The organism is Prochlorococcus sp. MIT 0701, from assembly GCF_000760295.1.
Classification (GTDB): Bacteria; Cyanobacteriota; Cyanobacteriia; order PCC-6307; family Cyanobiaceae; genus Prochlorococcus.
In genome coordinates this window covers 13,914-28,486 of record NZ_JNBA01000036.1, presented here as the reverse complement: position 1 = coordinate 28,486, position 14,573 = coordinate 13,914, and the positions used below count along the sequence as shown (strand labels likewise).

Below are 14,573 nucleotides of genomic sequence, written 5' to 3'. Positions count from 1 at the left end.
GCAGGAGCTGAGAATTTTTTGAAGTTGCTCAGTGCTGTAAGGGGTCGTGCCCTCGATAGGAGGTCGCCAGTTAGAGCTTGGGATATCCGCAGGTGCTACTAGCGATTCTTCAGGTTTGTTTTCAAGCGGCGGTTGTGGTTCTTTAAGTATTTGTGGCTGCCTGGGTTGGCTTGGTTGGGGCCCTGTTTCCAGGGGGGTATGTTCCGGCAGTCGTACTGGCCCGGGTTGCAGGGGTGGTGCTACAAGTTGAGCCAGAAGGAAAAATATGGTTTGAGTATTCCGAGGTATTGCAAATCATTATGGGGTTTTTTATTGATGAACCAAGTACCCGTTGCTTGGCGAATATTATTAATGTCATAGACCTTGGCGTATTGGTTTCTCGCTGGTGCTATTCGCTTCAGCATTGGCCAAGTGAGCCAGATCACAGCAAGTCTTGATACTGATCACTGTTGATCACGGCTTTCTTTTAGATGATATGTGTTTTGAGGGCAATAAAATTCCTGTGATGACATCTATCGCTAGACGGGTTTTGCTGACCTTGGCTCTAACGCTAGGTGTTTCGACGTGGCTTGGTTCTGTCGCGCGGGCTGATGTGCGTTCGGGTGGGCTGGGTACTCGTGTTAACGGGAACCTTGAAGGGGTCTGCAGGCGTGGGATCTGTCGCATTACTGGTGGCAGCGATGCGGGTAAGAATCGTTTCCACAGATTTAGTGCTTTCGATACTCGTGGTGCCATTAAGGGCGTGAATATCGATACCGGTGGGAAAAGTAATTTGATTGTGGGTGTGACCGCTTCTGCTGGCACCTATCTCGACAAGCTGCTGAGTTTGTCGTCACCAGCCAATCTCTTTTGGCTGTCACCTGGTGGCATTCATCTTGGCTCAGGGGTTGGCTTTGTGAATGTGCAGCAGCTCAAGCTAAGTACGGCCAATTCGCTGCGTTTTCATAACGGTGTTTTCGATGTGTTTGGTAGTAGCCCGCAGCAGCTGGCGGCTTTGGTGTCTGATCCCTTGTCAGGATCGCAGGGATTTGTAGATGATCCGGCGCGGCGTGCAGAGCTTGGCCTTATAGCTACCCCAAGGATTCTGCTCCAAGGAATTGATGTATCGATTGACCAAAGCCTCTTGGTAGATGCACCTGGTGGCAGTGTGAAGGTCGTTGGCAGCCGCCTTTCGGTGAGTTCTGCTGATGGTAGTGGTGGCAGTCTCACGCTGACCGGTGAGCAAGTGAAGGTGGATGGTGGCTCTCAGCTGTTGGCGACTGGTGCGACTGGCGGAGGATTGATTCAAGTGGGTGGCAGCTGGCAGAACAGTGATCCAACTGTTCGCCAGGCGTTGCATACAACGGTTGAACCTGGCGCGTTATTTGATGCTTCGGCTACTGATCAGGGTAATGGCGGAACGATTGTGGCTTGGAGTGATATCCATAACCCTAATGGCTTAACTAGCGTTGCAGGCAGTTTGGTTAGTCGTGGTGGAAGCCTTCATGGCAATGGAGGAAAAATTGAAACATCTGGTGCTTATCTTGATGTTGATCAAGTCGCAATTGATGTCGGGAGTGTAAATGGTGAGGCGGGTGAATGGCTCTTGGATCCATTTACATATACCATTGACAATTCGAGTCAAAATTCGATTCAAAATGCTTTGATTGCTGGCACTAATGTTGCAATTAGTACAAGTACAAAAGATACGACTTATGTTCCTGATTCAGATATCGCAACTGTGAATGCGCCTGATGGCGATATTAATATTAATATTAGTTTGGATTGGTCAGGTGGCTCTGGGACTCTGCAATTGAATGCTGATGACACAGTAAATATTGCAAATGGAGTCACAGTTACCACAGGCAGTGGGGGCTTGGATGTAACAACTGCCAAGCTAACGGGAGAAGGCAATGTTTCGGTTGCTTCAGGAGGCACATTTGCAGTTAATCAATCTGGAACTTCTACATATAGTGGTGTGATTTCTGGTGCTGGCGGACTACAAAAGAAGGGTGTTGGCAATCTGACGCTTACAGGTACCCAAACGTATACAGGCAATACTTCCATTGATTCGGGTATGTTGACAATGGGTGCGGCCTCAGGGCTTTCTAGTTCAACGGATTTGATAATTGATAGTGGAGCCACATTGAGTGCTTCGAATGATCTGACAATTCGCTCACTCAGTGGCAGTGGAACCTATAATATGTCTGGTACTACAACAGATTTAACAATCAATATCCCTTCAGGTGCTACTGAAACATTCTCGGGCGTTATTCAGGCAGATAATGCTACTTCTAGGCTTCTTAAGCAAGGGCCTGGTACACAGGTTCTTGCTGGCGCTAATACCTACGATGGGGAAACTTACGTTGATGCTGGCATCTTGAGAGTGTCGAATGCAGCGGGCCTTGGCACTGCCACACAGGAAACTCTTGTACGCGATGGTGCCACTCTTGAATTTGCTGGTGGTGCAACACTTGCTCAAGAGATGGAAGTAGGGGAACAGATTAAATTGAATTATAATCGTGGTCCTACAGATTCTGTGCTTAGGGCTTTTTCAGGTTACACGGAGATTACCGATACAGTTATGTTGGAGGGAGATTCAAAGATTGAGGCTAATGCCTCATCATTTTTGATTTTAGATCCCTCGAGCAGTGCCACTGCATATGCAGTGGCACCTGATGCAACTCTCTGCACATCAACCAATACTTGCAATCTTTCTGTTGGCGGAGCTGGCAATGTGCAAACAGAATCAGGCCACGGTATTGATCTTAATGATGGCACTGATTCTTTTACGCTCACTAAAGTTGAATCTGGCACGTTACTAATATCCGGAAAATCGGATATCACTCAGACGATAGATATACAGGAGGGTACATTCCAAGTCGCTCATAATGATGCCTTCGGTACATCTACTTCTATTAACCTTGGATCTAACACCACTGCCGCAACTCTGAAATTCAGTGTTAACGTGCCACGCGATTCTACTGCGGCTACTACTACGTTAACCTTGGGCGCCTCTGGAGGAACATTTGATGTAGATTCGGGACTTGAGGTTTACACTGACAGCACTAATATTCAAGGTGGAAGTGCTAGTAATGGTTTGACCAAGATCGGCCAGGGGACGTTGATTTTGGAGGGTGTTAATACATACTCTGGCCCTACAATAGTTACCGCTGGCACTTTGACAGTTAACTCTGCGGCTCCTACATCTGCGACTTGTTCTAGTGGTGCTAGCAGTAACCTCTGTTTAAGTAGTAGTAGTAGTAGTGGTGGTGGTGGCGATACATCTACCCCAACACCTGCTACAACTCAGACGACAACACCTACGACAACTCAGACTACAACACCTGCTACAACACCTGCTACAACACCTACTACAACTCAGACGACAACACCTACTACAACTCAGACTAGAGCGACTGCTACAACACCTACTTCAACATCTGCCCCAACTGCCAATACAGGAGATGCTACAGAAGAAAATGATGACTTCACTCAGGATTTGATTAATGATGAGGATGTGGCTGAGCTTATCGCTGTTGTGAATTCCACTCAGCCCCAACTAGTGACAAGCCTCGTTAGTTCAGTAGCTATTGAAACAGCAACTGTTAGCTCAGTAACAGTAATTGAAGGGGGAGAATCTACGGAAACCATGAGTGATTCTCCCAATGATGAATTTGATACGGGTGCTGTACAAGGGGCTCCTCAAGCCATAGCCGCTAATGGTTTGGAAGTGGATCTTTCGCTCAATAACTCTTTTGAGGTTGTCGATAATTCGACATATGGCTCAACTGGTGTAGCTGATGGGGCTTTGACTTCTTCTGTTAGTAGCAGTGGCGATATCCAGACAGAGGCCAGAGGTGTTGAATCAGGCGAAGCTACAGACTCCACTGCAAATGCAGACTTAGGTGAAGCTTCAGCTGCCGAGCCTGAATCAGGTGAGCTAGAAGGTGGAACCACTGATTCCGTTGCGTCATCGCCGACAGCAGCCTCGACACCTTCTTCTGTTACCAGGGTGACATCAGTTCAGGCGGCTGCCAATCTTGCCAAGGCTGATGAGGTAACCACGAGCCGTACTATTCGGGATCTCAACTTGCCTGATCTGGCGGACCGACCCACACCAACGACGGCTCAGCTCCAGGCAGGTATGCAGCAGGCTGTTCAACGCTTTGGTGAGCGCCGATGACATTCGCTAGGGCGAACGCCAGTTTTGTTGTTAAGTCCTCATTGCTTGGGTTGGTGGCTTCAGTAAGTGCTGCTGGCCAGGGCCATACATCGGCAGAGCTTCAAACCAATTTGATGCGCAAAGACCCTTGGCTGCTCGTAGCTGCTCAGACAGCTTTGCCTTCCCCAAAACCACCTCCTGGATTTAACCGGGTGGCCTACAACCCTGCGGTATTGCATGTGCGCTTCACCCAGGCCGCCGGAAAGACCACTTCTAAAAATACAGATGCTTTTCTCGATTTAACCCTGATACCGTCTAAGGGCGAGCTTGAGGGACGTCGCGTTGAACTCTCAACACGTGAGTTCGCCTCCCAGCTTAGGCAGCTCTATATCCAGCTCTCGCGGCAGGACTTTTTGGATGTGGCCAATCCAGAATCCCCAACGCGACGATTGCACCAATGGTTGATCGGCAGTATTACCCCGTTGCTTGAGAAACATCGCGTCAGCACCTTGCTGATTGCTGCTGATCGAGGCCTACAGGCGGTACCTTTTGCAGCACTTAGCGATGGGCAGCGCTACTTCGGTGACAGCTATGCCTTTGCGATGACACCATCGCTCGCACTTACCGATATAAACCTACCTGCTCAGAGTGGTTCGCGGTTCCTGGCCCTTGGTGCCTCTCAGTTTGATGGCTTGGCGTCACTTCCGCTTGTGCCACAGGAGCTCGAGAAGATCGCAGTATCCGATCCCGATCGTAAGGATCTTTTCCTCGATAAAGCTTTCACTCCATCAGCGTTGCTTGTGCAGGGCGGTGAATCCCGCTATGACCGCGTTCATGTAGCAACTCACGCGGAGTTCCGGCCGGGTGGACCGTCGGCATCTCAGCTTCACTCTGGTACCGGGCCCATCTCTATGGCGCAGTTATCGAAACTGCGTCAGCAGCGAAAAGGGGTGCCCCTTGATCTGGTTGTGTTTAGTGCTTGTCGTACTGCAATTGGCGATCCTGATTCTGAACTCGGATTCGCTGGGCTGGCGCTTCAGGCTGGTGCCCGTAGTGCTGTCGGTACCCTTTGGTATGTCGATGACGTAGTGACGTCTGCTTATTTCGTGCAGATGTATCGCTACCTCGAGCAAGATATGCCCAAAGCTGAGTCACTACAGCTCACGCGTCAGGCATTCCTCAGAGGGCTTGTAAGACTTGAGGGGGATCAGATCATCGGTGCTGATGGCATACCTCTGCTTATCGATCTCACCCCTACACAGCAACGCCGCGTAGCTAGGGGCATGCAGAATCCTTTCTTTTGGGCTGGGATTGAACTGTTGGGTTCGCCCTGGTGAAGCATGTCTGATGGGCACCATCATTCACTGCTTGCTCTATTTGTGTTGTTTGCTTTTGCTTCCTCTGCAGAGGTGTGATAGTAAGAGTGAAGGAGAGGCTGCAGGCTGGATGCAGCCTGCATTCAAGTAGGTCATTATGTCTTTAGTATCGTCTATGCGCTTATCACGGTCAGCTTTTCGATTGCGATTGTGGTCGCTACTGGCTGCCCTTGTCTTGGCTCCAGCCGTTGGTTTTGCTCAGGATGACCTTCGCAGTAGTTTCCCTGGTCGACGAGTGGGCGGGGGTACTAGAGGTGAATGTAGTGCACGCTTGCTGGTTCATCTGGTCCCCGAAAGCAGTGTCTATGCCCCGAATAGCACTTTGCAAATTGGCTTACTTGAGGGACCTACGGCAACTCCTAAACCGCTTGAACTGCAGTTTCGTCCTATGAGTGGCTCACGTAGTAATGAGACTTCTGGACTAAACCTAACGTCTAAAGATTTGCCGGCTTCCACGGCAGGGATAACTCTGATCAGATTTGAGGCCCTGCAGGTCCCAACTGTTTGGGAGTCTTCATACCGCTGCGGTGATGGTGATATCAATAGCACTGATCCCCTCCAGTTCGTGCAGACGGTATCTCCACCTGCCGTGAGTTTGTTGGTGAGAGATGTTCAACCTGCTGATGCCGGTATTCAGATAGCGATTGCGGAGATACGACGTTATTGCGGGGGGACTGTGCCAAGTGCTGAATTGGCCAAGGCTTTCGATCTTGGTGATCTGATCACTTCGAACTGGCCGGCCCAGTTGCCGGTGCGTTGTCCATCGTGAGTTCTGATACGAGTAGGGGTTCTTCCCTTCCTTTGACTTGAATCTCTCCCCACTCGTCCCAATGCAGAGAGTTGTTGAGCTCGTCTCCGAGTAGTTCTCTGGTGGTTGATGAAACCAACACGCGAAGAACTCCTACATGGCGATTTTTTTCGAAACTCTCAAGTCTTGATGCACAGTTCACGGTATCGCCGATGATCGCGTATTCGAGCCGCTCGCTGCTACCCATCGATCCTGCTAGGACGACACCCGAGTGAATGCCAATGCGCATACGGTTGGCTGGGGCACCCTCTTTTGCTAATTCTTCATTGAGCTTCACCAGCCCAGTTTGAATTTCGATTACCGCTTCAATGGCCGCGCGGGCGTCGGCTTTTGGGTCTTCACTGAGGGGGACTCCAAAGACTGCCAACAGCCCGTCACCGGTAAATTTGTTGATCATTCCTCCTCGAGTTGTAACGGCTGGAACGCAACTAGCCATGCCTCGGTTAAGCCAGTCCATCAGCTCAGCAGGTTGAAAATGCTCGGATACTGTTGTGAAGTTGGCTGTATCAGTGAACAGCACCGTGACTGGTAGTTGACGACCTTCGAAACGTCCGTCTTTGAGTAGTTGATCACGCTGTTGCCATAGTTGCTGGGCGACTGCTGGTGATGTGGCTTGGCCCAGTAGGCGTTGTATTTCTTGTTGGTGCTTTTGACTTGCGGCACCGCGACGAATCCATGCTGTTCCTGCCAAGACAGTTAGACCCGCAACAGGCATGACGGTGCCGATCCAGATGTAATTGATCAGCAGAAGCACCAGTCCAGCGCTCAATACAACGGCTGCAGTCACGACCACAATCACGCTACGCCGCAGCGTTGAGAAAGATTCGCCTAGCCATAGCCCTAATCCTGCGGTTGCCAGGATCAGCATCATGTTGCCCCAGCCGGGCATCAAGAAGCCTCTGACGAGAATGCCTTGCTGTCGGTCCAGTAAGGCGGCAACCCGCAAAGCATGGACTTCTATCCCTGGCATTTTGAGCTGAATTTCGCCTTCGCTGAAGCGGCTATGGGGAATCTCGAAAAGATCTTTCAGCGATGGTGCGGTGCTGCCGATCAGCACCATATGGTTTGCAATGGCAGCTTTGGGTACATCTCCATTGAGCAGAGCGGAAAGAGAGAAGGTGCGGAAACTGCCTGGTTCACGGAAGACAATCAGCCGTTGCATTCCATCTCTTGCAGCTTTCTGGTTGAAATAACCGCCAGCATGACTCCCGTGAAACAAGAAATTGCCATTGGGATTTGCTGTCAACCATGCATCAGTGATGGTCCCTGCTTCTAGTTGTTGACGCAGCTTTTTATCCTTTGTGCCGACTTCGACAATGCGCAAAGGGAAGGCGACTGTGGCTTCGTCTTGGCCGGCAACGTGAACAAGATCTCGCCTGATGACATTGTCATCATCCACGGAGACGTCGTTGTAACTATGTCTTTCAGGAGGCGTTCCTGGAACAGCTGGAATATTGCTGGCTACGTTGAAAATCGAGACCAGTCGAGGATTATTGCGAAAGCGCTCGCGTAGGCACTCCTGATTTGGACCCACGCCCTGATCGCGATAGATGTCGAAGCCAATGGCAACAGCTCCATTCTTGCTGAGTTGGTCGATTCCTTTGCAGAACAGGCCATCATCGATGGGGAATCCGTGGTTGCGGATGTCGTCTTCCCCGATGCCAATGATTGTGATTGGTTGTGTTTTGCCTGAGGCTGCAGGGCGCAACGTGGTGACGAGGTCGTAAAGCAGTAGATCAAGACCCTGGGATATTCCGAAACCTTTGAAAACAGCAAGTAAAGCTAGGCCGATCAGGTAGGGGGCTATTCGCCAAGCAATACCTCTAGCGGTGATGGATCTCCAGCCAGTTGCTTTGGTTGGCCGTGGCTGTTGTCGTTGGTGCCCGCTGCTTTTTGAGGCTTTTCCCACTAGCCATGCTCCTTTCTCTCAGCCTATGCAGCATCGACCTGGCTGGTTGACTTCACTATGAAACTAGGTATTTGACTGCTTGCAACCGGCTTGATTCGAGCAGTCCTAAGGATCTGTGATTTCCGGATTGGTTTTTTTCAGCCTGAGTTCCTTGCCTTCATGCTGCCTCTATGAAAGGCGATTATTGTGGCCAGCTACAGCTGTTAAATCCGTAATTATTGGTTGTGCCCTATGGACTAGAAACTGAGGATTTTCTGTTTCCCTTGACGAGATGGTCACTATTTAGTGGTGAGCCATATATAAACTAATATACTGTGCAAGAGTGTCAGCGAGTTATCTGTTAATCCCTGTCTATTGAAGGCCATAAATATGCCGTTTATGATCTTTCTGCTTTGTTCAAGTTGTGAAGCCTCAGTAGAAGTTCGAATCATCATCATTCGTGACGATCTCGAGCTTCTTGCCTGAATAGCAAGTGCGCTGAATGGAGCGGTCAATAAAAATTTGTTTTTCATTGACTTTGCAGATTTAAATTATTTGGAAAGTTGTTTAATTGCTTTTGAAGTAATCGCAATCTGAACGAACAAAAATGACAGCTTGCAAGGTGCTTGCTAGCAGTTTCGGCTATGCACCGACCTCTGCTAAAAGCTTTTCATTGGAATAGTTATGCTTCTTTGGTCTTCAATTTTGGAGTCTTTTGGTCCTAGAATCAGTTATTTACTGTCTTGGTGAAAGTGTAAATCCTTTATTGATCTAGTTTTTCGACACGTTTGACCCTCCGCGTATCACCTTGTAGAGCTTATGCATGGAGCGAATCAGCCTTCTTTGACTATGAAGTCTGCTGGAATGACTTTGCTGCTGATTGAGTGTCCCGATTTCCATTTGGCGGAGATGTACCAATCGGGCTAGCTTTTCAACCAATCCCTGGTCTTGATCGATCAGGGGTTGTAGGTCTCGGCGCTCCACTTCTAGTAGTACCGATTCTTCAAGTGCGCGAACTGTGGAGTTGCGAGGTTGTTTCGTGCACAGTGCCATTTCTCCGAAGATCTCATGCTGGCCAAGTTTGGAAAAGGTTATTGCTTGTCCTTGTGAATTTGTTTGCGACACCTCAACCGTGCCGGTGATCACCTGGTACAAGCAATCTCCGCTTTCACCCTGTCGGATAATCGTTTCCCCTTTTGCGAAACGTACGCAGCGTGTTGATGGGGCTAGGGCATCAAGTTGAGCTTGACTTAGATCTGTAAAAAGTGCATTGCTAGTGAGCCATTTGACCTTGCGTTGAGCGTCAGCGCACATTGGATCGTCTGCAGCCAAGGTCTGTGGTTTGGGGCTCCCTAAACGGACTCGGAATGGAATGCTTTGACCGATTCGCTCGAGGGCATACCAAATTTGTTCCATCAGTTCACCACGGATGCTCAACCGTTTGACGTCACTGATATCTCTATGCCAAACCTGGATGCCATAGCAGATGTAACTGTCTTCGAAGCTGGCTACCCATGCTTTTGGGGCTGGTTTGTTCAGTACAGAAGCGTGGCGATTGACTACATCCAGCAACAGGCTGAGAGCTTGTGATGGTGGGAAGCCGTAATCCAGGCCAACTTCAAAACAATTGCCATAGGGAGTGCCTAGGTGAACTCGACGGATCGTCGCTTGAGCAACCGTGTCGTTTGGGATAATCAGGGTGCACCCATCCATACCAGTGCGGAGATAGGTGTTCATTAGGGTCAGCATGATGACTTGACCGCAGTCCTCTCCTATTTGGATCCAATCCCCTTCTTTAAACGGTTGGTCTAATTGAAGGCTCAGCCCTCCGAAAATGTCTTTAAGTGGTTCTTGTGCTGCGAAGGCGACGACGCCTGTGAGCAAGGCAGATGTCGTGATCAAGCCAGCGAGGTTGACCCCTGCCTGTTGAAGGATGATTAATGTCAGGATGGCTGCCAGGATCAGTCCGCTCAGTTGGCGCAGAATTTTGGCGGGTGGATGCCACCAGCCCAGTGCCCCTGGAATCTCCAGGAGCAACCATCCCCCCAGGCTGAGTGTTGCGTAGAGCAGTGCCAGTTGTCCGATTGTGGTGAGGCTGGCCTGCTTGGAGATGATCTTTTCTAAGAACGGCAGCGCAGTCCCTACCCAGATCAGTAACGCCAGCACGGGCAGGCGAACCGGTGGTTTTGGCCAGCGTGAGCTAATCAGGTTGCGTTGATGGCTAACCGCTAGCAGCAGGGTGATCAAAATCGTGGTGATCAGGCGCAGGCCAAACGTCATCAGATTTGGGCGTTCGTATTAGGAGACTTGATTGCATTGGTTTGCCAGTCATGCCATGGAGTCAGCATGTTGAAGCAGCTTCAAGTGATTGAATTCTGATGGATTTGTCGTCTGCGAGGCCATCAATGCGCCCATTGTCTTGTTGTGCTTGGGCTTTGGTTGCGGTAACGGTCTAAGCCAATGGTGCTGACGCCTGTGTTCGTCAAGGGATCGATGGCATTACAGAGCTTTTGGTCGTCAATTGGCCAGCAAAGGTAATTGCTGCTCGATTCACTGATGGAGATCATTGTGATTGGATCCTCCTCGTTAGAGCGGGTCGGACCTGCCTCACTCACAAGGTCGTAGATGATTAGATCGAATGATTGGGCTAGATTGGTCTGCCAAAAAGTGGCAGTGCTTAATAGAATGATTGCGTAGGAAACAAGACGACCTCACCAGTGCATCATTTGGGCCCTTGTCAGTTTTCTGTTGATGGTGGTTGCCTGGGATTGCAGCAGCGTGGATAACTTTTAGGTCGGATGATTTAGCTATCCTTTCTGCGACAGGCTTTGCAGCGATATCACGAGCCCAATGATCTTCTGTGAATGTGGAGCGTGTGCCATTTCTAGTTGGATTTCTCTGTTGAAAGGCCTCGATAGAGAGCAGTGCAGTTGAGGTTTAGGGCATTGCTGCTTGTCTGATTCAGATCTAGGGCCATTGGTTGGCTTGCCAAGCGGTAACTCCAACACGGACGATGGCCGCAATAACGACTGATCAGCATGGCCATGGAACGCACCTTTGTTGCCATCAAGCCCGATGGCGTCCAGCGTGGTCTGGTGGGAGAAATTCTGGGTCGATTTGAGCGCAAGGGCTTCAAGCTCGTGGGGCTTAAACAGGTCACCCCCAGTCGTGATTTGGCTGGTGAGCATTACGGTGTGCACCGTGAGCGCCCTTTCTTTGCTGGGCTTGTTGATTTCATTACCTCCGGTCCGGTGATTGCAATGGTCTGGGAAGGTGATGGTGTGATTGCGAGCGCCCGCAAGTTGATCGGCGCCACCAAGCCTCTGGAGGCTGAGCCGGGGACCATCCGCGGGGATTTAGCTGTGAACATCGGTCGTAATGTGATCCACGGCTCCGATGGTCCAGACACCGCTCAGTTTGAGATCAACCTCTGGTTCTCTGCTGAAGAGCTCAACACATGGACTCCTTCAGATCAGGACTGGCGTATTGAAAGCTGAGGTTGCAAGATTTCGCGTGCCTGATTGGGGCAAAATGATTGTGCTGTTGATCAGGCTTTTGTGATGGTTTGGACTGACATCATGATCCTGAAGCCAGTGGGTCTCTTCACTGGCTTCAGTTTGATGGCCATGACGCTTTCGAGCTCGGTTCAAGCTGCAGAGACCGCAATGGTGCAGGAGATCCTCGATGGCAATCAGTTGTACATCGATTCTCAACAGGCGAAAGTGAATCAAAAGGCTACTGAGCCAGAGCAAGTCAGCACGGGCGATAGTCGCGGACAGCTTCTGTTCAATTCCGGAGCATCTGGTCGCCTTAATCGGTTTTCCAGGATGCAATTAGGTAGTAGTTGTTATCAACTGACCCAGGGGCAGATTTTGGTGTCCGGGAAGCAAGATGGCTGTACCCGTTCAGCCCGACTGAGTGTTCGAGGCACCAATTACGTTCTGCAGGTTTCGGACGATGGGGCTACTGAGGTTTCTGTGTTGGAGGGTGAGGTGGAATATCGTTCTGTGGAGCCTCAATCTCAAGCTGATCAATCTCCCAGGAGGGATCAAGCTCAGGATCAACAATCGTTTAGTGATGAGCCGGTCATCATTAGATCTGGAGAATCGCTTCGGGTGACCCCTGATGGCATGATCTCAGCATTGAGAAAGCTAACGGCTGGCGATTACAGCAGCATCTTTGCAGGCCCTTTGTTTGAGGGCTTCCAGACTGAGATCGCTGCTTTGCCTTCACTCCAATCTTATGTACGCTCTCAGTTCCCATCAGTGAGAATTCCTTCAATTCCTACGATCGTGCCTTCCTCTACCCCTCGGATCCCTGGTGGTGGCTTTTTTCGGTTTTGATTCAATGAGTCCTGGAAGATCTGAGTGATCTTCATACTGATTGGGTGAGCAAGGTGATCCCTAGGTCAGGCACCGATGCGCATTCTTAGAAATGCTCCAGTGCTTCTTGTGGCTGTTGTCCTGACGCTGGCTTCTGCCCTATTGGCATCTTGTTCGGCATCGCTTTGTCGACCTTGGTGGGCATTGGAACGCAATCTTGAGGGTCAGCTCGTCAGGATTCGTGGTCCTCGCCTGGCCTCGCCAGAGATCGTGCAGGTGGTGATCGACGATGCAACCCTCGCGGAGGGTCTCTGGTTTGAGCAGCAGGAGCAGATGCCAGCCTGGGCCGTGGGGATGGGAAGCCTGCCCTGGCCAAGAGCGCGCTACGGCGACCTTTTGGAGCCTTTGATGGCGGCTGGTGCTGATGTGGTGGTCTTGAATGTGGTCTTCGCTGGCGAGAGTGTCTTCGGGCCAGCAGACGACAAGGCTTTTATCGCAGCCCTCGAGCCGCATCAGCAGAACCTTGTACTGGCGGCAGAAATGGTTGAGGCAGAAGATCAACTCGGCGCCGGTGCAATTTCTCTCTTGCGTCCTGCTGCTGTGGACGCCGCTGAACTTGACAGACTCTCGCTGGGCTTGAGCAATCTCTTTCCCCCTGAGCATGGAGCTCGGTTTTTGCAACCAGAGTTTTATGCCACCACGTTGGAACAACCGCTCGGTCATCAGGCGTTGCATTCTTTGCCAGTTGCTGCATTGGAGCAGGCAGGTCGCTCGCTCGAGTTGGACCTTGATGGCCAGACTCTTAATTTCTATGGTCCTGAGCCAGAGCCCATCGGGATGGATGGATCCTGCTCAACCCTTGGTCACGGGTTTTTGCGACTGTCGGCAAAGAATGTGATCAATCCGCGGCAATGGGCGGTGCATCCCTGTCGTGAGCGGGTTGATGGGGCTGTCGTTTTGGTGGGTGTTGTTGTGTCTGGTGGTGGAAGTGCGTTAAGCGATCTGCCATCACCCTTCGGTGATCTTTCGGGAATGGAGTTGCTTGCTACCTCTACTGGCAATGCTTTGACAGGCGATGGACTGCGGGCCTGGCCCCAGTCACTTCCGCAGAGAGGCACTTTTGTTGGCCTTGTTGTTCTACTAACACTTTTACTGGCTTTTTATCGCACCGATTTGGGTTGGCGACTTGGTGTGCTTTTTGCATGCGCAGGTTTGTGGTTTGTCCTTGGCTATGCGCTGATGCAGCATCGTCATGTCTGGATTCCCGTTCTTACACCTCCTGTCGCATTGGTGGTTGGTGCTTTGCTCTATGGAGGTGAGGCTTATCGACGTATGTCGATCAAACGGCGCTTGACGCGGCGCTGGTTGGAACGTTGTGTGGACCCCTCCGTTGTAGGCCCCATGCTCAGCGACCCAAGTGATATGGAGACTTTGTTTGATGGTCAGCTCAAATCTGTCAGTGTGTTGTTCGCGGATCTTCAAGGGTTCACTGTTCTGACTAGACAGCGCAGCGAGCAGGGCCGAGTTCGTGCTCATCTTGAGCAGCTCAATCATTATCTCGATGAGATGCGTTCGGTGGTATGGGACCACCATGGATTCCTCGACAAGTTTATTGGCGATGCCGTGATGGCCGTGTTTGGTCTGCCCGATGGTCGTGGTGAATCTGCAGAAGCGCAATCCGCTATTTGTTGTGCTATGGCGATGCGTGAGAGGCTTGTTCATCTGAATCGTCTCTGGCAGGCGGAGGGAGTGGAGCCTCTGGTTAATGGTATTGGTATCGCTAGCGGCATCGTCTTGGCTGGTGGTATTGGTGGTCGCAAGCTTGGGGGACTTTCCGTGATCGGAGACACCGTCAACCTTGCTAGCCGTCTGGAGGGTTTGACCCGCAGCCTGGATCAATCCATTCTTTTCGATCAGTGCACCTCAGAATTGGCAGGAGAGGGTTTTGCTATCCGATCTTTGGGGATGCAAGAGCTAAAGGGGATTGGGCGCCTTGAGGTTTATAGCCTTTCTGAGAGAGGGTGATGGGTTGTGG

11 protein-coding genes are annotated in these 14,573 nt (G+C 50.8%); 7 read left to right on the top strand and 4 right to left on the bottom strand.

Going from position 1 to position 14,573, the window contains the following annotated elements; translation table 11 throughout:
* The first annotated feature begins 170 nt into the window (after positions 1-170).
* The 4 genes from EV12_RS13735 to EV12_RS09130 all read left to right on the top strand — a co-directional run bounded on the left by EV12_RS13735 (position 171) and on the right by EV12_RS09130 (position 6,289).
* The gene (locus EV12_RS13735; protein ID WP_152563018.1) at positions 171-437 is read left to right on the top strand and encodes a hypothetical protein; all 267 of its coding nucleotides are present in this window, start codon (positions 171-173) and stop codon (positions 435-437) included.
* Positions 438-538: 101 nt separating this feature from the next.
* Positions 539-4,165, top strand: a complete 3,627-nt coding sequence (locus EV12_RS09140; RefSeq protein WP_193742203.1) for a beta strand repeat-containing protein — start codon at positions 539-541, stop codon at positions 4,163-4,165.
* Entirely contained in the window at positions 4,162-5,481 is a 1,320-nt protein-coding gene (locus EV12_RS09135; RefSeq protein ID WP_052039575.1) for a CHAT domain-containing protein, read from the top strand. The genes EV12_RS09140 and EV12_RS09135 overlap by 4 nt, the downstream gene beginning before the upstream one ends.
* 181 nt (positions 5,482-5,662) lie before the next feature.
* Positions 5,663-6,289, top strand: coding sequence for a hypothetical protein (locus EV12_RS09130; protein WP_152562384.1), 627 nt, complete (start codon positions 5,663-5,665; stop codon positions 6,287-6,289).
* On the opposite strand, the gene EV12_RS09125 is transcribed toward EV12_RS09130, so the two are convergent.
* The 4 genes from EV12_RS09125 to EV12_RS14235 form a co-directional block, all read right to left on the bottom strand.
* A complete protein-coding gene (locus EV12_RS09125) occupies positions 6,243-8,237 on the bottom strand; it encodes a CHASE2 domain-containing protein (protein WP_241466593.1) in 1,995 nt (664 codons plus the stop codon). The two genes, EV12_RS09130 and EV12_RS09125, sit on opposite strands and share 47 nt — an antisense overlap.
* 750 nt (positions 8,238-8,987) lie before the next feature.
* The gene (locus EV12_RS09120) at positions 8,988-10,496 is read right to left on the bottom strand and encodes a mechanosensitive ion channel family protein (protein WP_052039576.1); all 1,509 of its coding nucleotides are present in this window, start codon (positions 10,494-10,496) and stop codon (positions 8,988-8,990) included.
* Between the two features lie 122 nt (positions 10,497-10,618).
* Positions 10,619-10,903, bottom strand: a complete 285-nt coding sequence (locus tag EV12_RS09115) for a CHASE2 domain-containing protein (protein WP_255327655.1) — start codon at positions 10,901-10,903, stop codon at positions 10,619-10,621.
* Positions 10,904-11,100: 197 nt separating this feature from the next.
* Positions 11,101-11,262, bottom strand: coding sequence for a hypothetical protein (locus EV12_RS14235; protein ID WP_193742202.1), 162 nt, complete (start codon positions 11,260-11,262; stop codon positions 11,101-11,103).
* Here EV12_RS14235 and ndk point away from each other — a divergent pair.
* From ndk to EV12_RS09100, 3 genes are all read left to right on the top strand, one after another.
* Positions 11,255-11,713 (top strand): nucleoside-diphosphate kinase, encoded by a 459-nt coding sequence (ndk, locus tag EV12_RS09110; protein WP_036914763.1) that lies wholly within the window; start codon positions 11,255-11,257, stop codon positions 11,711-11,713. The two genes, EV12_RS14235 and ndk, sit on opposite strands and share 8 nt — an antisense overlap.
* Positions 11,714-11,776: 63 nt before the next feature.
* The gene (locus tag EV12_RS09105) at positions 11,777-12,559 is read left to right on the top strand and encodes a FecR domain-containing protein (protein ID WP_036914939.1); all 783 of its coding nucleotides are present in this window, start codon (positions 11,777-11,779) and stop codon (positions 12,557-12,559) included.
* A 75-nt stretch (positions 12,560-12,634) separates the two neighbouring features.
* The gene (locus EV12_RS09100) at positions 12,635-14,563 is read left to right on the top strand and encodes an adenylate/guanylate cyclase domain-containing protein (protein WP_036914762.1); all 1,929 of its coding nucleotides are present in this window, start codon (positions 12,635-12,637) and stop codon (positions 14,561-14,563) included.
* The last annotated feature ends 10 nt before the right edge of the window (positions 14,564-14,573 follow it).

Excerpts from the sequence above, each read along its gene's own strand:
- EV12_RS09135 (WP_052039575.1), top strand. The coding sequence starts at position 4,162 with ATGACATTCGCTAGGGCGAACGCCAGTTTTGTTGTTAAGTCCTCATTG.
- EV12_RS09120 (WP_052039576.1), bottom strand. The coding sequence starts at position 10,496 with ATGACGTTTGGCCTGCGCCTGATCACCACGATTTTGATCACCCTGCTG.
- ndk (WP_036914763.1), top strand. The coding sequence starts at position 11,255 with ATGGCCATGGAACGCACCTTTGTTGCCATCAAGCCCGATGGCGTCCAG.
- EV12_RS14235 (WP_193742202.1), bottom strand. The coding sequence starts at position 11,262 with ATGGCCATGCTGATCAGTCGTTATTGCGGCCATCGTCCGTGTTGGAGT.
- EV12_RS09105 (WP_036914939.1), top strand. The coding sequence starts at position 11,777 with ATGGTTTGGACTGACATCATGATCCTGAAGCCAGTGGGTCTCTTCACT.
- EV12_RS09100 (WP_036914762.1), top strand. The coding sequence starts at position 12,635 with ATGCGCATTCTTAGAAATGCTCCAGTGCTTCTTGTGGCTGTTGTCCTG.